We start from the raw sequence: 26,159 nt of genomic DNA on the forward strand, positions 1-26,159 counted from the left end.
CGCCACCGGGCAAAACACATTCTGACCCCGCCATCAATTATTTCCTTAAAGCGCTTTAATATCTCTCCCCCCGCCGGAAGGCGAAAATAGCCTCATGAACACGAAAACACGCCCCTCGACCCTGCACTGGCAACCTGCCTTGCAACGTCCTGAAGAATACGTCTGCGGGCTGGATGATATTCATCAGGCAATACACATCATTCTGCGCACGCCGCGCGGCAGCGATCCCCACAGGCCGCTTTTTGGCAGCAATCTGTGGCGCTATATCGATTACCCGATCGAGCGGACTATTCCGCACGTTGTTCGGGAGTCGGTGGAAGCGATTCGCATGTGGGAACCCCGCTGCCGGTTGCTGAAGGTGACGCCGACGATTGACGGCGAACACCTGACGTTACGCGTGCAATGGCGCGCCGCAGATGGCGTAATCAACTCAACGGAGGTGTTATGGCGATAGCCGAACCCGACTTTATTGACCGCGATCCCGCGCAAATCACCAGCGAGATGATTGCGCAATATGAAGAAGCCAGCGGTAAAAAACTCTACCCGGCACAGGCTGAGCGGCTGCTCATTGACCTGTTTGCTTATCGTGAAAACCTTGTCCGCATCGCCATCCAGGAGGCAGCGAAGCAAAACCTGGTCGCGTATTCCCGCGCGCCGATGCTGGATTATTTAGGCGAGCTGGTTGGCGTTCACCGTCTGCCCACTCAGGCGGCGAAAACCACGCTACAGTTTTCCGTCACGACAGCGGCTAAAAGTAACCTGGTGATTCCACAGGGTACCCGCGCCAGCGCGTCGGATAGCGTGATGTTCGCCACCGACGAAGATGTTCTGTTGCCTGCGGGCAGCCTGAGCGTTGCGGTAACTGCAACCTGTGTAGCAACCGGTGAATCCGGCAATAACTGGCAACCTGCGCAAATCAGCGCGCTGGTGGATCGGGTAGGCAATTACGATCTCAGCGTCACCAATCTGACGGCCTCAAGTGGCGGCTGCGGCGAAGAGAACGACGACGCGCTACGTAAACGCATCCAGCTAGCGCCGGAAAGTTTCAGCAACGCGGGCAGCTATGGCGCCTATCGCTTCCATACGCTCTCGGTCAGCCAGTCGATTATCGACGTGGCGGTGCTGGGGCCGGATGAAGGGCTGGCGGAAGGCTGCGTGGAACTCTATCCGCTGACCCTGAACGGTCTGCCGGGGCCGGAGCTTCTTGCCCAGATCGAACGGGAGGTGAGCAAAGAGAAAAAGCGCCCGCTAACCGATAAGGTGAGCGCTAAATGTTCTCCGCGCGTGGCTTATCAGATCCGCGCCCGGTTGACGCTGTTTACCACCGCCGATCAGGAGACGACGCTTGCCGCCGCGCGTGAAGCGATTAATACATGGACGCGCTCGCGCCAAACCCGGCTGGGCCAGGACATTGTGCCAAACCAGATAATTAAAGTGCTACAAGTGGATGGCGTTTACGACGTCGCGCTGGATATGCCCGCGAAAAAGGTATTGCAGGCGCACGAATGGGCGGAATGTACGGCTATTGACGTGACGATTGCCGGAGTCAGCGATGGATAAACTGCTTCTGCCGCCGCCGCTGGCCAGCGACGAACGTTTCTCAATTCTGGCGAACATTGCCGCCGAACGTTTTGCGCAAATCGACCTGACGGCGTTGCTGGTCTATCTGGTGGATATCGTTGATGCCTCGGCATTGCCCTCGTTGGCCGAACAGTTTCATGTACAGGGGCTCGAAGGCTGGCTATTTGCTGCCAATGAACAGGAGAAACGAGAGTTAATTAAGCAGGCGATTGAACTGCATAAATATAAAGGAACCCCCTGGGCCGTTCGCCGCGTACTGGAAATATTATCCTTACCCGGCACGATCTCCGAATGGTTTGAGTATGGCGGTAAGGCTTATTTCTTCAAGGTTGAAATTAAGCTAATCAACCAGGGCATGGATGAAAATCTGTTTAATAATCTGGTCGATCTTATTCATGAATATAAGAACGTGCGTTCAAAACTGGAAGCGTTAATTGTCTGGATAATTAACCAAAGCGCTATTCCTGTTATTGGCAGCGCGCTTTACGGTGGAGAAATAACGACCGTCTTACCCTTCCAGGTTCTGGAAGTTCAACAAACTAAACCGATCTATTTCGGTACAGGGCAATGGAGCCTTGAAATTACATCTATTTACCCGGAGTAATTATGGATAATGAGTTTTATACCCTCCTGACCGACAGGGGAATGGCGAAAATCGCCAGCGCCCTTGCGGACAAAAAACAGATACATCTGCAAAAGATGGCGGTTGGCGACGGCGGCGGACAATATTATGAACCGACCGCCAGCCAGACCAATTTACGCCACGAAGTCTGGCGCGGCGAGATGAATACGCTGACCGTTGCGCCGAATAACCCTAACTGGCTGATTGCCGAGTTGGTGCTGCCGGAAGAGGTTGGCGGCTGGTACGTGCGTGAAGTGGGCGTGTTCGACAACGAGGGCGAGCTAATCGCCATCGGCAAGTTCCCGGAATCCTACAAACCGCTGCTGCCGGGCGGCTGCGGCAAGCAGGTCTGTATCCGCCTGATTATGGAGGTCTCCAACACCACGGCGATGACGCTGACGGTCGATCCGAGCATTGTGCTGGCGACGCGCGACTATGTGGATGCCCGGCTGGACGAGCATGAACATTCGACAAATCACCCGGATGCGACACTAACGCAGAAAGGGTTTACACAGCTCAGTAATGCCACCGACAGCGATGACGAAACCAAAGCGGCTACGCCAAAGGCGGTAAAAGCGGCGATGGCGGAAGCGCGTAATCACACGCATACCTGGAACCAGATTACCGGCGTTCCGGACGGTACGCTGACGCAAAAGGGGATTGTTAAGCTTAGTAGTGCTACTGACAGCACCAGCACAACGGAAGCGGCAACGCCGAGTGCAGTCAAGGCGGCGATGGATAAGGCGAATGCGGCAGCTCCGGCCAGCCATACTCACGCCTGGAACCAGATTACCGGCGTCCCGGACGGCACGCTGACGCAAAAAGGGATCGTGAAACTTAACAGCGCGACGGACAGCACCAGTACCACAGAAGCGGCAACGCCCAGTGCGGTAAAGGCGGCGATGGATAAGGCGAGTGCGGCGGCCCCGGCCAGCCATACTCACGCCTGGGGGCAGATCACCGGCACCCCGGACGGTACGCTAACGCAAAAAGGGATCGTGAAGCTTAATAACGCCACCGACAGCACCAGTACGACGGAGGCGGCGACGCCGAGCGCGGTGAAAGCGGCGATGGATAAGGCGAATGCGGCACTGAATCTGGCAAATACGGCAGCTTCAAACGGGCCTCGATACCAGTTTTTTACAGCTAATGGGACTTTTACTGTGCCTGATGGGGTAACACAGGTTTTTGTTGAAATGCTGGGAGGAGGTGGTGGTGGTGGTGGCGGATGCTCCCCTGCTCCCGATAAGACTAATACCTTTTCAGCTGGTAGGGGAGGTGATCATGGAGAGTTAAAAATTGCCATTATAGGTGTGACATCTAAAAAAACTTATACGGTTTCTGTTGGGGCTGGAGGTTCAGGTGGAGGCGGCGGTTTTGTACCTTCATATGAAGATAGAACATCTATTGGTCCTAATGGACAAGGCCATACGCTATTTAAAGGAGATGCAGGTGAACCAGGGCTTGATGGAGGCGACTCATCTTTTATTAATATCTCTGCTAAAGGCGGATTAGGTAGCAGCGGCAAAATAGCGGAATTTACATCTACCGAATCATATCCAGGAGGGGTTGGTGTGGGTTCGACCTTTGGCACAGGCGGCAGTGCGGCTGCATTTGCAAACGGAGGAAATGCCGATGGCTATGGAGCTGGTGGTGGTGGTGGTGCGTCATTGAACCAAAATACGCGCTCCGCGATATCTGGATATTCTGGTGGGCGCGGCTCTGATGGTTTTGTAAAAATTTCATGGTGAAAATATGACTAAATATGTGTACTACCATCCTTCAACTTTTGAAGTTATCGACTGGATTGACGATACCTCGCTAAATGTTGTATTACCAGAATCCATAAAACCAGTAAATGATGAACAATGGAAATTAAGAGGAAAACCATGCTGGATTTGTTTAGCACCATTTTCATTTATCACTACACCACCGCCAGGTGAATTTTATCAACTGGTAGGTGATAAATGGATATACAACCCGACAGCTTTCAATGATGCGCTGGTAAATAAAAAAGAAAATGTAGTTCTAAGTATAAAAGCTCACCGCGACACCGTTACCGCCGATTATATCGTTATCGACGGCAACCATTTCCACAGCGATGCTAACAGCCGTATTCAGCAAATGTCACTCACCAGAATGGGTCAGGCAAAGCAGATTCCGGCAGGGTTAATGTGGCAGACCAAAAATAACGGTTTGATTGAACTGACCAACGACATCGCCGCGCAGTTTGAAACCGTCACTATGGATCACGATATGCACCTGTTTGCCAACGCGCAGCGGCATATTGCGGCGGTAGAAGCGCTGGGGGATATCCAGGAAGTGCTCGACTACGACTATTCATCAGGCTGGCAGCCATGAGTCAAACCACCGTCTGGCTCGCTTGCTATAAGGGGCGATCGGAGTATCGCGGCATCGCCAGGTTTGTCGACTGGCTCACGCGCGGTATCTACTCTCACTGTGAACTGGCGGTAGAACACGGCGGTAATGAATACCTCTGTTACTCCGCGTCGTTTCGCGATCGCGGCGTGCGGGGAAAGATAATACCGTTACCGGACGATAAGTGGGATAAGCTACCGTTAAAGGCCACGTTGCCGGAAGTGGAAGTCTTTTTCCGCAAACACAACGGCAAACGCTATGACTGGCAGGGCGCGCTTGGTATCGCGCTGTATAACCGGGAGCGCAAAGATAAACTGTTTTGCAGCGAGTTTTGCGCTGAGTTTCTCGGACTAAACGATAGCTGGCGCTACTCCCCCAGCCACCTTTATGCCTTAGTCAGTAGCTGGCAATACGATTGTTGAATCTCTCGCCGGGTATAAAGCCCGGCGATGTTGAATTAAAGTAATACCCTTTATTATTTATTTTTTAGCATCAAATGTTCAGTTTGCATAGCAAATGAAGTATTATAAAAAACCATCTTATAGTATTTTTACCAATTGATATGTGAACCCCCTACGATAATAACATTTATTTAACAAGCTAACTTTCTTCATTGGAGGAAGAAAAAATCAAACTCTTACATTGCTTATTATTTTCCATATCTAAAAAAGGAAGTGGATTACGGGAATACTGGCGGCATGAGATTATTCGCAGGAATGAATTTTCATTATGTCGATTACTTATGCAGGCCAATAACAATCGCCATCGTAACTTTTTATTTTGGTGGCGTCTGGCAAATGAGAAGTATATCTATGGTTCAAAAAAACAGAAAAAAACTGGATTATGGATTAATCGCAAGCTAAATTCCAAATTTGGAATTGATATAGAGCTGGGAGCAGTAATCGGCTATGGTTTGGATATTCCGCATCACATGGGGATCGTCATCACGAAAAAGGCTCGTATCGGTTGTAATTTATCGCTTAAGCAAAATACAACAGTAGGAAACAAGCAAGGTTTAAAAGAAGATGATTTCATTATTATTGGCAATAATGTAGATATAGGAGCAAACACCTGCATTATAGGCTCTATTACTATCGGTGATAATGTTACTATTGGAGCAATGTCATTTGTAAATAAAAGCATTCCAGCAAATAGCATATATATTACAAAAAAAAACATCAGAAGTAATCCCATTAATAAATCACAAAAAATGGGATTAATCTAAATCTTAAGATTGAAATATTTTATAGGCTTTTCTCGTCTGGTTAATAGACTAAAAATAAAACATTTCTTTTGTGAATGATTGTTAAGTTCATTCTCTGACCTGATGTCTACATCACTATTCTGATAGAGCGTTTAGTAAGACCCGGTAGCGTAAACGCTATCGGGCATCGTTCTCGTAACATCACTGCAGTCTGTCCAACTCCGGGACACCCGCCTCTCGGTTGCCTGAGAAGATGGATAAAAATACTGCAGACCTCACGCTTTAAACACTGAAGTGTTTAATCCAATTCAGCAACATAAAAACCACCAGAAACAAAAAGGGGAAATAAGATCACTCCCATCCCAACTCTTATTTTATATATCCCCATGAAAATATAAAAGACAAAACAATCATTAAAACATTTATCAACTTACATTACATATATTAATAACATTATAAACAAATAAATTACATTCACATCTTGAATGTAATTAAACTTCGATAACCATATGAACACTAATTTTGTTGCAATATAAAGCACATTAAATATAGTGGAACATGGCTAAAATCACCTAATATTCACCGGGGAATATAATGATTATTGTTTCTGTGCTCAGACAAAGCAAAGACTTCACCACAAAACATGCTCAATGGTTACATAAGCAGCTCAAAGGTTATGATTCTGTTTGTTTAACAGATGCGCTAAAGATAAAAGGGGTAAATACAGCGCCTCTTTTGTATGATTGGCCAGGATGGTGGGCAAAACTAGAACTTTTCAATCCACTGCATCCTGTTCTTGGTAATGAGGATATTCTCTATATTGATATAGATAGCGTTATTGTGGGAGATATTACTCCTCTGACAACTATGAAAAAAATAACATTACTTAATGACTTTTCTCAGCATGGTGCTTCAGTTGCGCCAGCAACAGGTATTATGTTTATTCCTGCACCCGCAAAAAAAAATGTGTGGGATGAATTTATGAAAAATCCTGAAAAGGAAATCAATGCCATAAGAACCCCGCCCTATCATGGCGATCAAGGATTTATCGGCAGAATATGTCAAGATGCTGAAAGATGGCAAAACATCTTACCCGGAAGAATTATTAGTTACAAAGCTAATATAGCAACACCAAAAATGATTGGTTTTAACCCTGAACTATACGATGGGACAGGTAATGGAAAATTACCTGACGGAGCAAGCATAGTCTGTTTTCATGGTTCCCCTCGCCCCTGGAACACAGCATTGCCCTGGGTGCCTTATTTTAGTTTAAAAAACACAATCCAAAGCAAAGTGAAACAATATAAGTTATCACTGCGTTAAAGCTTCCTTCTCTTCAATGCCGGCGCTTTTCTTTACGCCACCAGAACCTCTATATATTTCTAATACGGTAGCGTAAGCGCCATCGGGCGATGCGTTGCCGGATGGCGACGCAGGCGCGTCATCCGGCCTGCCACGTGCCCACACTGGATCATGAGCGTAATTTGTTTGAATAATCTTCCTTCACGCGATAAACAATAACTATGGTCTGGCTCGATCCTGACCCGTTGATAACAAACACAACATACTTGCAAGGAAAACAACATGCTCGCCGTCATTACCCGGCTGTTCCCGTTATGGGCGCTGCTGCTCTCTCTCATTGCGTATTACACACCATCCACCTTTACTCCTGTTGGGCCGTGGGTCGCGACACTACTGATGTTGATTATGTTCGGTATGGGGGTCCATCTTAACGTTGACGACTTTAAACGCGTGCTCTCCCGACCAGCCCCTGTCGCCGCAGGGATATTCCTGCACTATCTGGTAATGCCGCTCGCGGCATGGCTGCTGGCGTTGCTGTTTAAGATGCCGCCAGATCTGTCCGCCGGGATGGTACTGGTCGGCAGCGTAGCCAGCGGCACCGCCTCTAACGTAATGATCTATCTGGCGAAGGGAGACGTCGCGCTCTCAGTCACCATTTCATCGGTCTCCACGCTGGTCGGCGTGGTCGCCACACCACTACTCACGCGCCTGTACGTCGATGCCCATATTCAAGTCGACGTGATGGGTATGCTGCTGAGCATTCTACAGATTGTGGTCATTCCAATCACGCTGGGGCTGGTGATTCACCATCTGTTTCCGCGCGTAGTGAAAGTGGTAAAACCTTATCTGCCAGCATTCTCGATGGTGTGCATTTTGGCAATCATCAGCGCGGTGGTCGCGGGTTCAGCTTCACATATCGCCTCCGTCGGCTTTATGGTGATCATCGCGGTGATCCTGCATAACACCCTTGGCCTGCTTGGCGGCTACTGGGGTGGACGTCTGTTCGGTTTTGATGAGTCAACCTGTCGAACGCTGGCGATCGAAGTCGGGATGCAGAACTCTGGTCTTGCTGCTGCATTGGGTAAAATCTACTTTGGCCCGCTCGCAGCGCTGCCTGGCGCGCTGTTCTCAGTGTGGCACAACCTTTCAGGGTCACTACTGGCTGGTTACTGGTCCGGGAAACCGATTGTTGAAAAATCGGGCGAAACGGCAAAGGTAAATTAAAATATTGCCGGGTGGCGCAAGCTTACCCGGCTTACACGCTATCCGCCCGTTGCGTATTGCCGTAGACTAAATGCATCGGCTAACTGAGGGCACCCGTATGGCACTCCCCCGCATTACCCAAAAAGAGATGACCGAGCGCGAACAGCGCGAACTGAAAACGTTGCTGGACCGCGCCCGTATTGCGCACGGTCGTCCGCTGACCAATTCTGAGACCAACAGCGTAAAAAAAGAGTACATCGATAAGCTGATGGCGCTGCGTGAGGCTGAAGCGAAAAAAGCCCGCCAGTTGAAGAAAAAGCAGGCGTATAAACCCGATACGGAAGCGTCATTCTCCTGGTCGGCGAATACGCCGACGCGCGGCAGACGTTAACGTCCTTTCTTCTTTCGTCCCGGCGAGGTAAAGCGCTTACCGCTTGATGTCGGGCGTGCTTTCTCATTGCTTTTTTCGATCGCCACGACCGGTCGCTTAATACCCGTGGTCTTCGGCTTCGCTTTGGCCTTTGGTTTGGCTTCGGAAGAGGAACGCTCAATCAACTTAAACAGATCGATCAGCTCATCGTCCGTCAGATCGCGCCACTCGCCCAGCGGAATCCCGCTCAGACTGACGTTCATAATGCGCGTACGCTCCAGTTTCGTCACTTCATAACCAAAGTATTCACACATACGACGGATCTGACGGTTTAATCCCTGCACCAGGGTGATGCGAAAGACAAACGGCGCCTCTTTTTTCACCTTACATTTTTTGGTGACGGTACCCAGAATCGGCACGCCAGCGCCCATACCGCGAATAAACTCGTCGGTAATCGGTTTATCCACCGTCACCAGATACTCTTTTTCGTGATCGTTACCGGCACGCAGAATCTTATTGACCAGATCGCCGTGGTTAGTCAGAAATATCAGCCCCTGCGAGTCTTTATCCAGACGACCAATCGGGAAGATACGTTTGCTGTGGTTCACAAAATCGACAATATTGTCGCGTTCGCCGTCTTCAGTGGTACTGACAATGCCAACCGGTTTATTCAGCGCAATCAGCACTAAATCATCCGCTTCTCGCGGCTCAATCAACCGACCATTTACTTTAACAACATCCCCGGCGACCACCTGATCGCCAATGGCGGCGCGTTTGCCGTTGATAAAAACATTGCCCTGTTCGATAAAACGGTCCGCCTCGCGACGCGAACAGATGCCGCTTTCACTGATATACTTATTAAGCCGGGTAGATGTGTCGGTCAGCATATTTACTCTCTGAGAAATTTTTCTACATAAACGTCGGGAATGTGACTTACCACATCAAATCGTCAGGAACTTTAAAATCGGCATACGGATCATCTTCGTCCTGCTCTTCCTGACTCAGCGCACTGTTTACGACAATACTGTCCGCATCTCGTTGTGCGATTTTATCGGCGACGCTCGCGGGAATAATCGCATATTCACATTCACCGCTGTTATTGATAACCAGACGCGCAATCGCGAGACGCCCATTAATCAGTTGCGTCTGAGTGAGCTTATCCACGTCTATTTTTTTGATGACGTTATTATCGGTGAAGTTAAAACCAATATCGCCTTTAGATACATTGATTCTATTCATTTCAATAAGTTGCTTAACCTGAGCTTTAAACTCTTTCGCTAAAACCGCTTGTTTTTGCTGTTCACTGAGTTGTTTATCACGCTCAAGTTGCGCCTTTTTATTTTCTTCCACCGCCTCTCTGGCCTCACGAGCCTGAACGCGTGATTTTTTAGCCGTGCGCTGGACTTTGGCCATTTTTTTGCTGGTCACTAATCCCGCTTGTAGCAGTTGCTCTTGTAAGGTCAGTTTTGCCATTTTCGTCTCTAAACGTGTTAAATAATTTTGCGGATTATACCTGTAATTTTTCAGGCGATACCAGATGGCAGATCTGGCCTGTCGTCACTTTTAGCGACCGCGCTTTGCCTGTGACACGCGTAACATCATGAGCCATATCAGTAAGACATTAAATGGATAATGGTAGCATTATTACGTTTTGACATTTCCTGATGAGGTGGAGAAGTAATGGAACTGCTTTTATTAAGTAACTCGACGCTGCCGGGTAAAGCCTGGCTGGAACACGCTCTACCGCTGATAGCGAATCAATTGAACGGTCGACGCTCAGCCGTGTTTATTCCGTTTGCCGGCGTCACGCAAACATGGGACGAGTACACGGATAAAACCGCAGAGGTACTTGCGCCATTAGGGATAAACGTCACAGGGATTCATCGTGTCGCCGATCCGCTTGCGGCGATTGAGAAAGCGGAAATCATTATTGTCGGCGGCGGAAATACCTTTCAGCTACTGAAAGAATCGCGTGAACGCGGGCTGCTGGCGCCGATGGCGGACAGGGTAAAACGCGGCGCGCTGTATATCGGCTGGAGCGCGGGCGCCAACCTTGCCTGCCCGACTATCCGCACGACCAACGATATGCCGATCGTCGATCCAAACGGTTTCGACGCGCTGGATCTGTTCCCGCTGCAAATTAATCCTCACTTCACTAACACCTTGCCGGAAGGTCATAAGGGCGAGACCCGCGAGCAGCGTATTCGCGAACTACTGGTGGTCGCGCCGGAACTGACAGTGATTGGTTTGCCGGAAGGTAACTGGATTCAGGTGAGCAACGGCCAGGCGGTTCTCGGCGGCCCGAATACCACCTGGGTGTTTAAAGCGGGCGAAGAGGCCGTGGCGCTGGAAGCGGGTCATCGCTTTTAATCCCAGGCCACATTGAATGCCGAATGGCGGGCCTACGCGCATGTTCTCCGTAGGCCCCGCCATCCGGCATTTCACTTAATACTCGCCGCGTTCCTCGTCCTGATCCGGCTGTTCCAGTACGCTATAGGCGACCGAACAGAACAGTGAGTTAAGACGCTTCATATCGCCCAGCAGCCCTAAATGGAGCGAGCTGGTTTCAATGCTTTGCACGTTCTGCTGGTGCAGGCGGTCGACATGCGCATGTGAGTATCGGCGATTAAGTATACGGAAGCGATGTTTACTGCGGCGCAACCGACGGGCGCTGGTGACATCACCGGAGAAAAAGACCGACATCGCCAGTTGCAGATTACTGAGCAGTTGATCGTAAAGCGCATCCAGCTCTTTCAATCCTTCTTCTGAAAATGCCCGACGCGCCGCCAGCGACTTGTCGGCAATCTCACTGCCCATTCGCTCGATAATATCCGACGCCTGTTCGAGGTTCAGGGCCATCTCAATAATCTCCGCCCACCGGCGGGACTCCTCCGCCGCCAGCTCGTCTTTCGGCATTCGCGCCAGATAAAGCTTAATCGCGGTGTAGAGCACGTTAACGTCATCCGCCAGCTTGCGCAGCGCTTTCTCTTCACGCGGCTCGCCGTGCATGACCTTTTTTAGCCCTTCCATCATCTGTTCCATCGCATCGCCAATGCGCAACACCTCGCGGGCAGCATTAGCCAGCGCCAGCGTTGGCGTATCCAGCGCGCTGACATCCAGATGTTTCGGCTTCAGATGGGTATCCAGTTCAGGCTCATCACGAATAATTCGTTTACAAAAACGCGCCATCAGCTCGGCAAATGGCACCATCGCCAGGCAGCGCACCAGGTTATAGAAAACGTGGAAATAGATCACCAGCTCTGATTTCGGTAGCGATAGCTCATCCATCAGATTCGCCAGCGGATGGACAAACGGCAGGATGACCAGGCTGCCGATCAATTTGAACAATAGGCTGCCGAGCGCTACGCGACGCGCGGCAGCATTGGCGGCGCTGTTATTGAGCATCGCCAGCAGCCCCGATCCCAGATTGGCGCCGATGACCAGGCACAACGCCACCGGGAACGATATAATCCCCGCCGCCGTCAGGGTCGCCGTCAGCAACACCGCCGCCAGGCTGGAATAACTGATAATAGCGAACATCGCGCCAATCAGCGCATCCAGCATAATGTCGCCCGTCAGCGACGCGAAAATGACCTGCACGCCATTAGCCTGAGTGATCGGCGTCACTGCCTGCACAATCAGCTCCAGCGCCAGTAGAATCAGGCCAAGCCCGATACCGACGCGACCCAGCTGCCCGGCGCGGGACTGCTTACGTCCCAAAAAGAAAATCACGCCGATAAAAATCAGCAGCGGCGACAGCCACGAGAGATCGAAGGTCAGGATACGCGCCATTAGCGCAGTACCCACATCAGCGCCCAGCACAATCACCAGAGCTGGCGTCAGGGCGACAAGATCCTGGGCGACAAACGACGTTACCAATAAAGTGGTGGCGTTACTGCTTTGTACCAGCGCGGTAACACCGATACCCGCACAAAAGGCGAGCGGTTTCTTTTCCACGCTGCGGCTGAGGACAGTGCGTAGACGCGCGCCAAACACGCGCATTACGCCAGTACGAACGATATGTGTTCCCCATACCAACAGCGCAACGGCAGAAAGTAGATGGAGCAAAGTTAACACGGCGTCAGGTTCTCCTTATCGTTATACGTTTTCCTGAAGCTCACTTGCGATAAATTGCCTGATGGCGCACAGCGTTAAGGCCTGCTGGCGCACAGCGTTAAGGCCTGCTGGCGTTGCACGCCACCGGGCTTACCATACGTAATACGGTTATGCTGGATAAGGCGTTTACGCCGCCATCCGGCAAATTCAGCGTAGAGCCTTCCTTCAGTATAAGGGTTTAATTGTAAGAAAGAGACAAGGCACCCAATGAGTGCCTTGTATGTTGTAAGGAAAAGTGACGATTTTATGAATCAGTCCGCATCGTAACCCAGGTTCGGCGCCAGCCACCGCTCAACGTCCTCAACGCTCATTCCTTTACGGAAAGCATAATCTGTCACCTGATCGCGTTGGATCTGCGCTACCGCGAAGTATTTGCTCTCAGGATGGCTGAAGTACCAGCCGGAGACCGACGCGCCAGGCCACATGGCGAAAGATTCGGTGAGCTTCATCCCGGTGTGTTTTTCGACATCCAGCAGCTGCCAGATAGTGCCTTTTTCGGTATGTTCCGGGCAGGCAGGATAACCCGGCGCCGGGCGAATCCCCTGGTAGTTTTCGCGGATTAATTCGTCGTTACTCAGGCTCTCGTTCGGCGCATATCCCCAGTAAACCTTACGTACACGCTCATGCAGATACTCGGCAAACGCTTCCGCCAGACGGTCGGCAATCGCTTTCACCATGATCTTGTTATAGTCGTCGTGTTGCGCTTCGTAAGCATCAGCCAGATCGTCTTCTTCAAGACCGCCGGTGACGGCAAACGCGCCGATGTAATCCGCTTTGCCGCTCAGTTTCGGCGCGACAAAATCCGCCAGACAGTAGTTGGCAAAACCGACTTTCTCGGTCTGCTGGCGCAGGTGGTGGCTGACCGTCAGAACATGAGTACGGGTTTCGTCGCGATAAATTTCGATGTCGTCACCCACACGGTTCGCCGGGAACAGGCCCACCACGCCACGCGGATTCAACAGTTTCTCGGCGCTCAGTTTATCCAGCATATCATTGGCGTCTTTAAACAGACGCTGCGCCTCAACGCCCACCACCTCATCTTCCAGAATGCGCGGGTATTTGCCGGCCAGCGACCAGGTCATAAAGAACGGCGTCCAGTCGATGTAGTTGCGCAGAGTTTCGATGCTGGCTTCCACCTCCTGCACGCCCAGACGGTGGGCTACCGGCGGGGTGTAGCGTTCCCAATCGAATGCCAGATCGTTATCGCGCGCCGCTTCCAGCGTGACCGGCGGCGTACGCGGTTTTTTGCGGGCGTGCTGAATACGCACGGTTTCGTACTCTTTGCGGGTACGGGCGACAAAGTCATCGCGCTGGTTGTCGGAGAGTAGCGCCGCCACCACGCCCACGGTACGCGAAGCATTCTGCACGTAGACCGTCGGACCGCTGTAGTTCTGCTCGATTTTCACCGCCGTATGCGCTTTCGAAGTGGTTGCGCCGCCGATCAGTAGCGGGATAGTAAAGCCCTGACGCTCCATCTCTTTCGCCACGTTGACCATTTCGTCCAGCGACGGGGTAATCAGCCCGGAAAGACCGATCAGATCGGCATTCACTTCACGCGCCGTTCTGAGGATTTTCTCCGCTGGCACCATCACGCCAAGATCGACGATTTCGTAGTTGTTGCATTGCAGCACCACGCCAACAATGTTCTTGCCAATGTCGTGCACATCGCCCTTCACGGTGGCAATCACCATCTTGCCGTTGCTGGAGCCTTTTTCTTTGCTGGCTTCAATAAACGGCTCCAGGTAGGCCACCGCTTGTTTCATCACGCGGGCGGATTTCACCACCTGCGGCAGGAACATTTTCCCTTCGCCGAACAGGTCGCCGACCACGTTCATGCCGTCCATCAGCGGGCCTTCGATCACCTCAATCGGGCGGGCGGCCTGCTGGCGGGCTTCTTCGGTATCCTGCTCGATAAACTCGGTAATGCCTTTCACCAGCGAGTATTCGAGACGCTTTTTCACGTCCCAGCTACGCCATTCCGCCTGCTGGGCGTTGGCAGCTTCGTCGGTTTTGCTGCCGCGGTATTTCTCCGCCAGTTCCAGCAAACGCTCGGTGCCGTCATCGCGACGGTTAAGAATGACATCTTCAACCGCATCGCGCAGCTCGGCGGGCAGATCGTCATAAATCGCCAGTTGCCCGGCGTTGACGATGCCCATGTCCATGCCGTTGCGGATGGCGTAGTAGAGGAATACCGCGTGGATAGCCTCACGTACCGGGTCGTTGCCGCGGAACGAGAAGGACACGTTAGACACGCCGCCGGAGATCAGCGCGTGCGGCAGCTCGCGTTTGATGTCTTCACAAGCGCCGATAAAGTCCTGCGCGTAGTTGTTGTGCTCTTCAATACCGGTGGCGACGGCGAAGATATTCGGGTCGAAGATGATGTCTTCCGGCGGAAAGCCTACCTCTTCGGTCAAAATTTTGTAGGCTCGGCGGCAAATTTCGATTTTACGCTCGCGGGTATCGGCCTGCCCCTGCTCATCAAAAGCCATCACCACCACTGCGGCGCCATAGCGACGTAGCAACTTCGCATGATGAATAAAGGCTTCCACGCCCTCTTTCATCGAAATAGAGTTGACGATGCCTTTACCCTGAATGCACTTCAGCCCTTTTTCGATAACCTCCCATTTGGAGGAGTCGATCATGATTGGTACACGGGCAATGTCCGGCTCACCGGCAATCAGGCTGAGAAAACGCACCATCGCCGCTTCGGCGTCGAGCATCCCCTCATCCATATTGATATCAATAATCTGCGCGCCGCTTTCTACCTGCTGACGGGCGACGTCCAGCGCTTCGCTGTATTTCTCTTCTTTGATCAGCCGTTTAAATTTGGCCGAGCCGGTGACGTTAGTACGCTCGCCGACGTTGACAAACAGGCTATCGTCGCCAATGTTCAGCGGCTCCAGGCCGGAAAGGCGGCAGGCGACCGGGATATCCGGCAGCTGGCGCGGCGGCAAACCGGCAACGGCGCGGCTCATGGCGGCGATATGCTCCGGCGTAGTGCCACAGCAGCCGCCAACGATATTCAGGAAGCCCGCTTCCGCCCATTCGCGAATCTGTTTCGCCATGGTGTCGGCGTCGAGGTCGTACTCGCCGAAAGCGTTCGGCAGGCCGGCGTTCGGGTGCGCGGTGACGTAGCATTCGGCAATCCGCGACAGTTCCTGGACGTACTGGCGCAGTTCATCTGGCCCCAGCGCGCAGTTAAGGCCAAAAGTGAGCGCCTCGGCGTGGCGCAGCGAGTTATAAAAGGCTTCGGTCGTCTGGCCGGAGAGGGTACGACCAGAGGCGTCGGTGATGGTGCCGGAAATCATGATCGGCAGATCAACGCCCAGCGCTTCAAACTCTTCTTTCACCGCAAACACCGCCGCTTTCGCATTCAGGGTGTCAAAGACGGTCTCAATCAGAATCAGATCTGCGCCACCTTCCACCAGCGCTTTGGTGGATTCACGGTAGGCCGCCACCAGCTGATCGAAGGTGATATTACGAAACGCCGGGTCGTTGACGTCCGGCGAAATGGAGGCCGTGCGGTTAGTTGGACCAAGCACGCCTGCAACAAAGCGTGGTTTTTCTGGTGTTCGCGCCGTCCATTCATCGGCGCAGGCGCGCGCCAGTTTGGCCGCCGCATAGTTAATTTCCGCCGACAGGGATTCCATCCGGTAATCCGCCATCGCAATGGTTGTCGAGTTAAAGGTGTTGGTTTCGATGATATCCGCGCCAGCCTCAAAGTAGGCGTTGTGGATAGCGGCGATCACCTCCGGCTTGCTGAGGACCAGCAGGTCATTGTTGCCTTTCAGGTCGCAGGGCCAGTCGGCAAAGCGCTCCCCGCGGAAATCTTCTTCATGTAGACGATAGCTCTGGATCATGGTGCCCATACCGCCGTCCAGCACCAGAATACGTTCATTTAACTGCGCACGCAGTTGTTCAACTTTGCTGCTCACACTCGCTCCCGACAACGCTCCACGTAACGAGCCATACTGGCACAAAGCGTGCTGGCGGAAAAGAGAACAACGGGCAACATGAGACATGTTCAGCTTGCCACCCACTTCTGTCGCTTTGCCGGATGGCGGCGCAAGCGCTTTATCAGTCTACAAATTACTTTGGCGGCTCCCAAAGCGTAGGCCTGATAAGCGCAGCGCCATCGGGCATCCTGTGATGTCACTCATCCGATCAGTTCAGGAACTCTTGCATTATAATTGAATAAAACGAAAATGATTTCCACGATACAGAAAAAGGAGTCTGCCATGGTTGCCCCTGTTCCCGCGAAACGCGGGAGAAAACCTGCCGCTACCACTGCACCCGTAACCGGGCAGGTTCAGTCTTTAACTCGCGGTCTGAAGCTGCTGGAGTGGATTGCCGAGTCTAACGGCAGCGTCGCGCTGACCGAACTGGCGCAACAGGCGGGTTTGCCTAATTCCACGACTCACCGTCTACTCACCACCATGCAGCAGCAGGGTTTTGTCCGCCAGGTTGGTGAGCTGGGCCACTGGGCCGTAGGCGCACACGCGTTTATCGTCGGCAGCAGCTTCTTACAGAGCCGTAATCTGCTGGCGATTGTCCATCCGATTTTGCGCAAGCTGATGGAGGATTCCGGCGAAACGGTAAACCTTGCCGTACTCGACCAGAGCGACCATCAGGCCATTATTATCGACCAGGTGCAGTGCACACAATTGATGCGCATGTCCGCCCCTATTGGCGGCAAGCTGCCCATGCACGCCTCTGGCGCGGGCAAGGCGTTTTTATCACAGCTCAGTGAGGAACAGGTTACCAGTCTGCTGCACCGCAAGGGGTTGCACGCTTATACCCATGCGACGCTGGTGTCGCCGCTGCATCTGAAAGATGACCTCGCCCAAACACGCAAGCGCGGCTATTCCTTTGACGACGAAGAACATGCGCTCGGTCTGCGCTGCGTGGCCTCGTGTATTTATGACGAACACCGCGAACCGTTTGCGGCCCTCTCTATTTCCGGCCCCTGCTCACGCATTACCGACGATCGCGTCACCGAACTTGGCGCCATGGTGATTAAAGCGGCGAAAGAGGTGACGCTGGCCTATGGTGGGGCGCGGTGATGCGCGCCTTACCCTCAGGCTGGCGCACATCACCGCAAAAAATGCTAAATAGTCAAAAAAATCCAGACATTACATTTCCGCCCGATCGATGGCTTCCTGTAATAGCGTACAAAACACATCTGCCGATATGATAGACGGGAACATCATTGAGAATTTTTTATTACCGTCTCTATCAATAAGATGTAAATTATCAACCCAGCTAGCGGTGTTAATCTTATCAGATTTGTTGATAATGATGCTTTTATCATCTTTGATGATATTGTCTTTAGTCAGATAAAACTTCTGCAGTGAGGAATCTATATTTGCTGCGCCCGCAACGTTAAGCGAAAATGCTCTTTTAAACCAGATCATCTTTGCATCTACATAATTAAATTCTAATGTAGCCCCATGTTCCAGTTGCGCACGTAATGCCTGTACTCTTTGTTCTGAATACAGGCTCCTGAAAGTGGAGATTAGTTTGTCATAACCTGAATTTCGTGGTGAAATCAAAGTCCAGGCATCACTTTTATTTTTTCTATATGCCAGAGAGTTTATAGAACCTGTATAGCTGGTTCTGCCCACTGAAAAGAGATAAACATCAGAAATGTCCTTAAAAAGGGAAAGAGTTTCTTTACCTTTATATTTACAAATAATACCCTTTTCGGTGATGGTAAATGTGGGGACATTTTTTTGCATTAATGCTATTGCTGCAGCAACCAACCCCAGGATGATTAGCCCGCCGCCAATGAGTGAGAACAGCATCATCGGACTCACCCCCCCTGGCTCAACAGTAAAATAAATACCACCTCCAGCTTCCTCTCTTGAGGTTGGCATATTCATAAGTGTCAGACAAAAAATACCAATCGCTATAAATATAGCAGAGCAGATTATTAGGCCGATAAATACAAATTTATTATAACCATGTGTAGTTAATTTCTTACCATGAATATCAAACATCATTGTTTCTCATTAAATTCCCTAAATTACAGTGTATCATACATAATTTACGGTTTTCATCAGAGTAACTATTCCGTGTCCGGACATCCTTGTGGGAAAGATGCTTATAAATATGAAGTTTTCCTCATATCATAACGCACGCTAAAGCGCTGTCTACGTCGATAGGCATACACATCTTCTACATGCCCTTCTTTAATACGCGTCTGTAGCGCGCGCCAGTAATCGGCGCGAAACAGGTCGGCATGCATCTCTTCAAACAATGGTCCGATACGCGGATCGGCACACAGCCAGTGGCGAAACTCCTCCGGGAAAACATCACCCGGCGAGACGCTATACCAGGGTTCGCTGGCCAGTTCGTCTTCCGGATAACGCGCTGGCGGAATATCGCGGAAATTCACTTCCGTCATGTAGCAAATTTCATCGTAGTCATAGAACACCACGCGACCATGACGGGTAACGCCAAAGTTTTTAAACAACATATCGCCGGGGAAAATATTAGCGGCGGCAAGCTGGCGAATCGCATTACCATATTCTTCTATCGCATCACGCAACTGCTGGCCTTCTACCTGTTCCAGCCAGATATTGAGCGGCACCATGCGCCGTTCAATATAGAGATGGCGAATGACGATATGTTCCCCAAGATCGGTAATCTTCTCTGGCACTTCTTGCCGTAAAAGCGCCATCAGCGCCGGATCGATTTGCCGTTTATCCAGTACGAAATTCTCAAACTCCTGGGTATCCGCCATACGACCGACGCGATCATGCTCTTTTACCAGTTGATAACAGGCACGCACATGGGCGGCAGACATCTCTTTCTGCGGGGCGAATTTGTCTTTAATGATTTTAAATACCCGGTCGAAACCTGGCAGGGTAAACACCAGCATCACCATGCCGCGGATGCCAGGCGCCTCAATGAATTTCTCATCGCTTTCAGCCAGATAACATAAATATTCGCGGTAGCTTTCGGTTTTCGCATGTTTCTGGCAGCCAATCGCCATATACAGTTCGGCAGTGGTTTTACCCGGCAGGATTTCACGCAACCACTCAACCAGCGCGGCAGGCAGCGGCGCATACACCATAAAATAAGAGCGGGCAAAACCAAACACAATGCTCGCTTCTGCCGTGGTGGTCAGGCAGGTATCGACAAACAGTTCCCCCTCATCAGTGCGATGAATCGGCAATAAAAACGGCAGCGTACCGTCAGGTGTGGTTAATTTACCTACCAGCCAGGCCGCTTTATTACGGTAAAACAACTCGTTCGCCACCTGGACATGGCAGCGAGGTAGCGCGTCCTCGCCCAGTGTTTCAGTCAGGTGCGCGATAATATAGCGGATATCCCGGCTTTTATTCTGCCAGGGCAGACGCAGCGGTAAGTCACTGAGTATGCGCATCAACAGCGGCTCCCAACCGTGATCGGGAAAGAAGTCTTTGGCCAGCGGGCGCGGGATAGTACGAAAGCGACGCTCCGGTTGCGAACTGAAAATAAACAACCGCTCGGGTGTTAACGAGCGGTGGTCAAATAACCGGCAATAAACGGAGTTGAAAAAACTCTCCGCAATCTCGAAGCGCGGGTAATCCGGCAACAGCCGGGTGTAATGCTCTTTAACGCGTAAAAGGAAATCCGCGTCGGTACTTTTGCCATCGGTAATACAGCGCAGTTGCTCCACCACCAGACCCACATGATGATCATAGAGGTGGATACGGCTTTTCATCGCCTGCTGGACGGCGTGCCAGTCGGCCTGTTCAAAACGCTGCTGCGCGCCGGAAGTCACTTCCAGAAATCGACCATACTGCGCGTCAAAGCCTTGCAGGATGGTTTGAGCAATCAGTAATTCCAGGCCACGCGGCATTTTTTTCCCTCATCCGGCACCACGTCATGCCGGATGGCGCGTTCGCTTATCCGGCCTACGCTATCTGTAGGCCCGGTAAGCGCAGCGCCACCGGGCATCAATCAAAACTGCGATTCTTCGGTGGAACCCGTTAACGCGGTAACGGATGACGCGCCGCCCTGAATAATGGTGGTGACTTTGTCGAAGTAACCAGTACCCACTTCCTGCTGGTGGGAAACAAAGGTGTAGCCATCTTTCGCCGCAGCGAACTCGGGTTGTTGAACCTTCTCAACATAGTGTTTCATGCCCTCACCCTGAGCGTATGCATGCGCCAGGTCGAACATGTTGAACCACATGCTGTGGATGCCCGCCAGGGTAATAAACTGGTATTTGTAACCCATGTCCGACAACTGCTGCTGGAAGCTGGCAATGGTCTTGTCGTCCAGATTCTTCTGCCAGTTGAAGGATGGTGAACAGTTATAGGCAAGCAGTTTGCCCGGAGACTTCGCGTGGATAGCATCGGCAAAACGACGCGCCAGTTCGAGATCCGGCGTAGAGGTTTCGCACCATACCAGATCGGCATACGGGGCATACGCCAGACCGCGGCTGATCGCCTGCTCAATGCCCGCATGGGTGCGGTAGAAACCTTCGCTGGTGCGTTCGCCGGTAATAAAACTGCTGTCATAGGGATCGCAGTCGGAGGTGATCAGATCTGCCGCATCCGCATCGGTACGCGCAATCACCAGCGTCGGGACGCCCATCACATCAGCGGCCAGACGCGCAGCAACCAGTTTCTGAATCGCCTCTTGCGTGGGGACCAGCACCTTGCCGCCCATATGGCCGCATTTCTTCACCGACGCCAGCTGATCTTCGAAGTGAACGGCCGCTGCACCGGCTTCAATCATCGATTTCATCAGTTCGAAGGCATTCAGAACGCCGCCAAAACCGGCTTCCGCATCAGCAACGATCGGCAGGAAGTAATCCACATAGCGCGGATCGTTGGGTTCAATACCGGATGCCCACTGGATCTGATCCGCACGACGGAAAGTGTTGTTGATCCGATCCACTACCGCCGGAACAGAGTTTGCCGGGTACAACGATTGATCCGGATACATGCTGGATGCCAGGTTGGCATCTGCCGCCACCTGCCAGCCTGAAAGATAAATCGCCTCAATACCGGCTTTCGCCTGCTGCAACGCCTGACCGCCAGTCAGCGCGCCAAGGCTGTTGATATAGCCTTTTTTCGCTTCACCGTGCAACAGCCGCCACATTTTCGCGGCGCCGAGCTGCGCCAGCGTGCACTCCGGGTTAACCGAGCCGCGTAATTTCACCACCTCCTCCGCGCTGTACGGGCGGGTGATGCCTTCCCAGCGCGGTTGTGTCCACTCTTTCTGTAATTCTTCGATTTGTTGAGTACGGGTTTTCATGTGCAGATGCTCCATATTGTTATGTGGTGAATTAAGCCAGTAAGCGATAGCCCGGCAGGGTGAGGAAGTCGATTAAGTCATCTGAGGTGGTGATTTGCTCCATCAGATGTGCGGCATCGTCGAAGCGCCCGCTGCTGTAGCGGTGCTCGCCCAGTTCGTCCTGGATTACCCGCATCTCTTCCGCCAACATTTCGCGGAAAAGCGCTTTCGTTACGGGTTTTCCATTGCTCAGTGTTTTCTCATGGTGAATCCACTGCCAGATAGAGGTTCGTGAGATTTCCGCCGTCGCGGCATCCTCCATCAGACCGTAAATCGGTACACAGCCATTGCCAGAGATCCACGCTTCAATGTACTGCACTGCCACGCGAATATTGGCGCGCATTCCCGCTTCTGTGCGTTCGCCTTCACATGGCTCCAGTAACTGTTCAGCGGTAATCGGCGCATCTTCATCACGGGTAATGAACAGCTGATTTTTGTGCTCGCCCAGTACCTCGTTAAAGACGGCCATTGCGGTATCCGCCAACCCGGGATGCGCAATCCACGTGCCGTCGTGGCCGTTGTTCGCTTCCAGCGCTTTATCCGCTTTCACTTTGGCAAGGACCTGATTGTTGCGTTCAACGTCTTTGCTCGGGATAAACGCCGCCATACCGCCCATCGCGAACGCGCCGCGCTTGTGACAGGTTTTGATCAGCAGGCGCGAGTAGGCGCTCAGAAACGGTTTGTCCATCGTTACCACCTGCCTGTCCGGCAAGACGCGATCCGGGTGATTTTTCAACGTTTTGATATAGCTGAAAATATAATCCCAGCGACCACAGTTGAGACCGACAATATGATCACGCAGCTCATGAAGAATCTCATCCATCTGGAAAACAGCCGGCAGCGTTTCAATCAACAGGGTCGCTTTGATCGTACCGCGCGGCAGGTTAAAGCGGTCTTCGGCGTAGCTGAAAACTTCACTCCACCAGGCTGCTTCCTGCCAGGCTTGCGTTTTCGGCAGGTAAAAATACGGGCCGCTACCTTTAGCGAGCAGCGCTTTATAGTTGTGGAAAAAGTACAGAGCAAAATCAAACAGGCTGCCGGGAATGGCTTCCCCCCGCCAGGTAACATGTTTTTCTGGCAGATGTAGACCACGTACACGACAAATCAATACGGCCGGATCGGGCTTGAGCTGATAGATTTTTCCGGCTTCGTTGGTATAGCTAATGGTGCCGTTCACCGCATCACGCAGGTTGATTTGACCATCAATAACTTTATTCCAGTCCGGCGCCAGCGAGTCTTCAAAATCCGCCATAAACACTTTCACGTTTGCGTTCAGGGCATTAATCACCATTTTACGTTCAACTGGCCCGGTAATTTCTACTCGGCGATCCTGTAAATCCGCCGGAATACCACGAATCTGCCAATTACTTTCTCTAATGGAAGTGGTTTCCGAAATAAAATCAGGCAACTTACCGTTATCAATATCCTGCTGTTGCTGGATACGTGCAGCCAGGAGTTTATTGCGTTTTGGCGTAAAACGGGTGACTAACTCCGTCAAAAACTCGACTGCTTCAGCGGTCAGGACTTGCTTTTCCAGCTCGCCTTGCGGCCTGGTAAAGGTTAATTCATCAGTTGTGGTTGCCTGTGGATTCATCATGCAGCTCCTCGTTGTTGATCCAGATACATCCCCAATGCGAACGAAGGATCACTGTGCGCTTTTCGTTCAACACAACTAAGACTACTCAATTAAATTTCAAAATCAAAAACAATTTCCATTTTTAATTTAATTATGCATTAACCTATTGATAACAATATAAATTAAATTTAATTACATGATGAGGTGCGTTTCGGAAATAAAAAAGGCACCCGAAGGTGCCTGATTCAACATGCTGAAACGCTTTAGGATCGTCAGAAGCAGAAGATTAATCCAGGGTTGGATTCATGTGACGCAGATCATATGGCGTAATCTGGTAGACATAATAGTTGAGCCAGTTAGTAAACAGTAAATTACCGTGGCTGCGCCAGGTTGCGCGCGGTATGTTTTGCGGATCGTTTTTTGGGAAATAGTTGTACGGAACCTCCGGATTTAACCCGGCCTCAACGTCACGAAAATATTCACCCGCTAACGTATGAGCGTCATATTCAGGATGACCGGTGACAAACGCAATACGTTTATCTTTGCTGGCAAACAGGTACGCATCCCCCTCTTCTGTTTCCGCCAGAATTTCAAGATCCGTATAATCCCGTATTAGCGCCGCCGGGAAATCGGCATAGCGTGAGTGTGGCGCCAGAAACGAATCATCAAAACCACGCGTTAACAGAGCATGTGGATGAAGGATGTGATGTTCATAGACGCCGGAAAGTTTATCTGTACGGGTCTGCTTAGGGATACCATACAGAATATTGAGTGCGGCCTGAACGGCCCAACAGACAAATAGCGTCGAAGTAACGTGATCTTTCGCCCATTCCAGCACCTGCCTAATCTGCGGCCAGTAAGCCACGTCATTAAACTCCACCAGACCCAGCGGCGCTCCGGTCACGATAAGCCCATCAAAGTTCTGATCGCAGATATCGTCGAAGTTACAGTAAAAGTTGTTCAGATGCTCGGCTGGCGTGTTCCTCGACTCGCGGGCATCTATCCGCAGTAGTTGAATATCGACCTGCAATGGCGAGTTCGATAGCAAACGCAGAAACTGATTTTCCGTTTCAATCTTCTTCGGCATCAGGTTAAGGATAAGTACCTTTAGCGGGCGAATTTCCTGACCTGATGCGCGAGAAGTCGTCATGACGAAGACATTCTCCTCACGTAAAAAATTGACGGCGGGTAGCTCGTCCAGCACGCGAATCGGCATAACCTGATAACCTCACGACATACGTTTAAACGTTTAGACATCCAGATAGCTGAAGATACTCAGAAATCAGGCGAATGTCGAGTCTGCAAGTTCAAGGTGAGAAAGTTTCACGACAGCATTTGCATTAGAATAGAAGTAAGCAAAAAAGGAGTGAAGATGATGATTAACATTCGCCGTTCAAGGCATGAGGAAGGGGAAAAACTGATTGCGATCTGGCGTCGCTCAGTCGATGCCACGCACGATTTTCTGTCAAACGCTTATCGGGCCGAACTGGAAGAGCTGGTGAGCGATTTTCTGCCAGAAGCGCCACTATGGGTTGCCGTGACCGATCAGGATGAGCCGGTAGGATTTATGCTGCTTACCGGCGAACATATGGATGCGCTGTTTGTCGATCCGGACGTGCGTGGTCAGGGTATCGGTAAGAGATTAGTTGAACATGCGTTAACACTGGCGCCGGGGTTGACAACCAATGTTAACGAGCAAAATACACAAGCTGTTGGATTTTATAAGAAAATTGGATTTAAGGTGACGGGACGTTCGGAGGTTGACGATCTTGGGAAACCGTATCCATTGTTGAATTTAATTTATCCGTGAGTAGTGGTGCTGCCTGATAAGTGCATACAGGCCGGATAAGGCGAAACTGCCATCCGGCGGTGCCGGTTGCCTGATGGCGCTGCGCTTATCAGGCCTACATTTTTACAGTTACCACACACGCAAAGAAGCCCGTCCAGACGGACGGGCTTCTTCACTTGTCTGATGCCTGGCAGTTTATGGCGGGCGTCCTGCCCGCCACCCTACGGGCCGTTGCTGCGCAACGAGTGCTCACCGACAGACCACAGATAAAACAAAAGGCCCAGTCTTTCGACTGAGCCTTTTGCTTAATTTGATGCCTGGCAGTTCCCTACTCTCGCATGGGGAGACCCCACACTACCATCGGCGCTACGGCGTTTCACTTCTGAGTTCGGCATGGGGTCAGGTGGGACCACCGCGCTAGTGCCGCCAGGCAAATTCTTTGTGCTCTGTCCTGTGTCTTTTACACTGATACGGCGTTGGCTGCTCTTGCGAGCGTCAGTCACATACTTCTGTATGCTCCTTCCGTCGCTGCGTTTGCCGCCTTGTCTCAGCGTAAAATCCTTCGGACTCTGAATCTGAGCTGAAAATTGTTGTCTTCTCATCCGCCAAAACATCTTCGGCGTTGTAAGGTTAAGCCTCACGGTTCATTAGTACCGGTTAGCTCAACGCATCGCTGCGCTTACACACCCGGCCTATCAACGTCGTCGTCTTCAACGTTCCTTC

The 26,159-nt window shown here is 51.4% G+C and carries 23 protein-coding genes, 2 rRNA genes and 1 pseudogene; 14 read left to right on the forward strand and 12 right to left on the reverse strand.

Going from position 1 to position 26,159, the window contains the following annotated elements; translation table 11 throughout:
• The first annotated feature begins 94 nt into the window (after window positions 1-94).
• From ACH0VJ_RS08360 to ACH0VJ_RS08410, 11 genes and pseudogenes are all read left to right on the forward strand, one after another.
• Window positions 95-454 (forward strand): GPW/gp25 family protein, encoded by a 360-nt coding sequence (locus tag ACH0VJ_RS08360; RefSeq protein ID WP_001093502.1) that lies wholly within the window; start codon window positions 95-97, stop codon window positions 452-454.
• Window positions 445-1,560, forward strand: coding sequence for a baseplate J/gp47 family protein (locus tag ACH0VJ_RS08365; RefSeq protein WP_023196029.1), 1,116 nt, complete (start codon window positions 445-447; stop codon window positions 1,558-1,560). The genes ACH0VJ_RS08360 and ACH0VJ_RS08365 overlap by 10 nt, the downstream gene beginning before the upstream one ends.
• On the forward strand, window positions 1,553-2,185 hold the full coding sequence (locus ACH0VJ_RS08370; protein ID WP_000359500.1) for a phage tail protein I: 633 nt from the start codon (window positions 1,553-1,555) through the stop codon (window positions 2,183-2,185). The genes ACH0VJ_RS08365 and ACH0VJ_RS08370 overlap by 8 nt, the downstream gene beginning before the upstream one ends.
• A 2-nt stretch (window positions 2,186-2,187) precedes the next feature.
• Window positions 2,188-3,954 carry a tail fiber protein gene (locus ACH0VJ_RS08375; protein WP_000368194.1) on the forward strand — a complete coding sequence of 589 codons (1,767 nt, stop codon included), beginning with the start codon at window positions 2,188-2,190 and terminating at the stop codon, window positions 3,952-3,954.
• 4 nt (window positions 3,955-3,958) lie between these two features.
• Window positions 3,959-4,564 (forward strand): DUF4376 domain-containing protein, encoded by a 606-nt coding sequence (locus tag ACH0VJ_RS08380; RefSeq protein ID WP_000170635.1) that lies wholly within the window; start codon window positions 3,959-3,961, stop codon window positions 4,562-4,564.
• Entirely contained in the window at window positions 4,561-5,004 is a 444-nt protein-coding gene (locus ACH0VJ_RS08385; protein ID WP_000084335.1) for a hypothetical protein, read from the forward strand. The genes ACH0VJ_RS08380 and ACH0VJ_RS08385 overlap by 4 nt, the downstream gene beginning before the upstream one ends.
• Window positions 5,005-5,256: 252 nt before the next feature.
• Window positions 5,257-5,483, forward strand: a pseudogene (locus ACH0VJ_RS08390) (hypothetical protein); the annotation flags it as partial.
• 30 nt (window positions 5,484-5,513) lie between these two features.
• Window positions 5,514-5,807, forward strand: coding sequence for a DapH/DapD/GlmU-related protein (locus ACH0VJ_RS08395; protein ID WP_223164639.1), 294 nt, complete (start codon window positions 5,514-5,516; stop codon window positions 5,805-5,807).
• Between the two features lie 573 nt (window positions 5,808-6,380).
• Window positions 6,381-7,109 carry a hypothetical protein gene (locus ACH0VJ_RS08400; RefSeq protein WP_000587738.1) on the forward strand — a complete coding sequence of 243 codons (729 nt, stop codon included), beginning with the start codon at window positions 6,381-6,383 and terminating at the stop codon, window positions 7,107-7,109.
• A 261-nt stretch (window positions 7,110-7,370) separates the two neighbouring features.
• Entirely contained in the window at window positions 7,371-8,312 is a 942-nt protein-coding gene (gene panS / locus ACH0VJ_RS08405; RefSeq protein WP_000881647.1) for a ketopantoate/pantoate/pantothenate transporter PanS, read from the forward strand.
• Between the two features lie 97 nt (window positions 8,313-8,409).
• Window positions 8,410-8,682: a DUF3811 domain-containing protein gene (locus tag ACH0VJ_RS08410; RefSeq protein ID WP_001207628.1), complete on the forward strand. Its 273-nt coding sequence runs from the start codon at window positions 8,410-8,412 to the stop codon at window positions 8,680-8,682.
• On the opposite strand, the gene rluF is transcribed toward ACH0VJ_RS08410, so the two are convergent.
• The 3 genes from rluF to ACH0VJ_RS08425 are packed head-to-tail and all read right to left on the reverse strand — an operon-like array spanning window position 8,679 to window position 10,270.
• Window positions 8,679-9,548, reverse strand: a complete 870-nt coding sequence (gene rluF / locus ACH0VJ_RS08415) for a 23S rRNA pseudouridine(2604) synthase RluF (RefSeq protein WP_000954619.1) — start codon at window positions 9,546-9,548, stop codon at window positions 8,679-8,681. The genes ACH0VJ_RS08410 and rluF overlap by 4 nt on opposite strands.
• A 46-nt stretch (window positions 9,549-9,594) precedes the next feature.
• Window positions 9,595-10,134 carry a DUF2058 domain-containing protein gene (locus tag ACH0VJ_RS08420; protein WP_001096724.1) on the reverse strand — a complete coding sequence of 180 codons (540 nt, stop codon included), beginning with the start codon at window positions 10,132-10,134 and terminating at the stop codon, window positions 9,595-9,597.
• 34 nt (window positions 10,135-10,168) lie between these two features.
• Window positions 10,169-10,270: a hypothetical protein gene (locus tag ACH0VJ_RS08425; RefSeq protein ID WP_001541281.1), complete on the reverse strand. Its 102-nt coding sequence runs from the start codon at window positions 10,268-10,270 to the stop codon at window positions 10,169-10,171.
• 71 nt (window positions 10,271-10,341) lie between these two features.
• On the opposite strand from ACH0VJ_RS08425, the gene pepE reads away from it, so the two are divergent.
• A complete protein-coding gene (pepE, locus tag ACH0VJ_RS08430; RefSeq protein ID WP_000421780.1) occupies window positions 10,342-11,031 on the forward strand; it encodes a dipeptidase PepE in 690 nt (229 codons plus the stop codon).
• Between the two features lie 75 nt (window positions 11,032-11,106).
• Here pepE and ACH0VJ_RS08435 read toward each other — a convergent pair whose 3' ends face one another.
• Window positions 11,107-12,738, reverse strand: a complete 1,632-nt coding sequence (locus tag ACH0VJ_RS08435; RefSeq protein ID WP_000956811.1) for a Na/Pi cotransporter family protein — start codon at window positions 12,736-12,738, stop codon at window positions 11,107-11,109.
• A 290-nt stretch (window positions 12,739-13,028) separates the two neighbouring features.
• Window positions 13,029-16,712: a methionine synthase gene (metH, locus tag ACH0VJ_RS08440; protein ID WP_000095960.1), complete on the reverse strand. Its 3,684-nt coding sequence runs from the start codon at window positions 16,710-16,712 to the stop codon at window positions 13,029-13,031.
• Window positions 16,713-17,015: 303 nt separating this feature from the next.
• On the opposite strand from metH, the gene iclR reads away from it, so the two are divergent.
• Complete coding sequence (iclR, locus tag ACH0VJ_RS08445) at window positions 17,016-17,840, forward strand: glyoxylate bypass operon transcriptional repressor IclR (RefSeq protein WP_000226432.1); 825 nt, start codon at window positions 17,016-17,018, stop codon at window positions 17,838-17,840.
• Between the two features lie 69 nt (window positions 17,841-17,909).
• Here iclR and ACH0VJ_RS08450 read toward each other — a convergent pair whose 3' ends face one another.
• From ACH0VJ_RS08450 to metA, 5 genes are all read right to left on the reverse strand, one after another.
• Window positions 17,910-18,779 carry a hypothetical protein gene (locus tag ACH0VJ_RS08450; RefSeq protein ID WP_000970948.1) on the reverse strand — a complete coding sequence of 290 codons (870 nt, stop codon included), beginning with the start codon at window positions 18,777-18,779 and terminating at the stop codon, window positions 17,910-17,912.
• 101 nt (window positions 18,780-18,880) lie between these two features.
• Window positions 18,881-20,626 carry a bifunctional isocitrate dehydrogenase kinase/phosphatase gene (gene aceK, locus ACH0VJ_RS08455; RefSeq protein WP_001137267.1) on the reverse strand — a complete coding sequence of 582 codons (1,746 nt, stop codon included), beginning with the start codon at window positions 20,624-20,626 and terminating at the stop codon, window positions 18,881-18,883.
• Between the two features lie 101 nt (window positions 20,627-20,727).
• Window positions 20,728-22,032 (reverse strand): isocitrate lyase, encoded by a 1,305-nt coding sequence (gene aceA / locus ACH0VJ_RS08460; protein ID WP_000857883.1) that lies wholly within the window; start codon window positions 22,030-22,032, stop codon window positions 20,728-20,730.
• 31 nt (window positions 22,033-22,063) lie between these two features.
• Entirely contained in the window at window positions 22,064-23,665 is a 1,602-nt protein-coding gene (aceB, locus tag ACH0VJ_RS08465) for a malate synthase A (protein WP_001069375.1), read from the reverse strand.
• 268 nt (window positions 23,666-23,933) lie between these two features.
• Window positions 23,934-24,863: a homoserine O-succinyltransferase gene (gene metA / locus ACH0VJ_RS08470; RefSeq protein ID WP_001122767.1), complete on the reverse strand. Its 930-nt coding sequence runs from the start codon at window positions 24,861-24,863 to the stop codon at window positions 23,934-23,936.
• Window positions 24,864-25,019: 156 nt separating this feature from the next.
• On the opposite strand from metA, the gene ACH0VJ_RS08475 reads away from it, so the two are divergent.
• Window positions 25,020-25,457: an acetyltransferase gene (locus ACH0VJ_RS08475; RefSeq protein WP_000973247.1), complete on the forward strand. Its 438-nt coding sequence runs from the start codon at window positions 25,020-25,022 to the stop codon at window positions 25,455-25,457.
• 294 nt (window positions 25,458-25,751) lie between these two features.
• Here the strand turns inward: ACH0VJ_RS08475 and rrf are convergent.
• A 5S ribosomal RNA gene (rrf, locus tag ACH0VJ_RS08480) occupies window positions 25,752-25,867 on the reverse strand.
• Between the two features lie 195 nt (window positions 25,868-26,062).
• Window positions 26,063-26,159 (reverse strand): 23S ribosomal RNA (locus ACH0VJ_RS08485); the annotation flags it as partial.

Origin of the sequence: Salmonella sp. 2020_1459 (assembly GCF_043847915.1) — a bacterium.
GTDB lineage: Bacteria > Pseudomonadota > Gammaproteobacteria > Enterobacterales > Enterobacteriaceae > Salmonella > Salmonella enterica.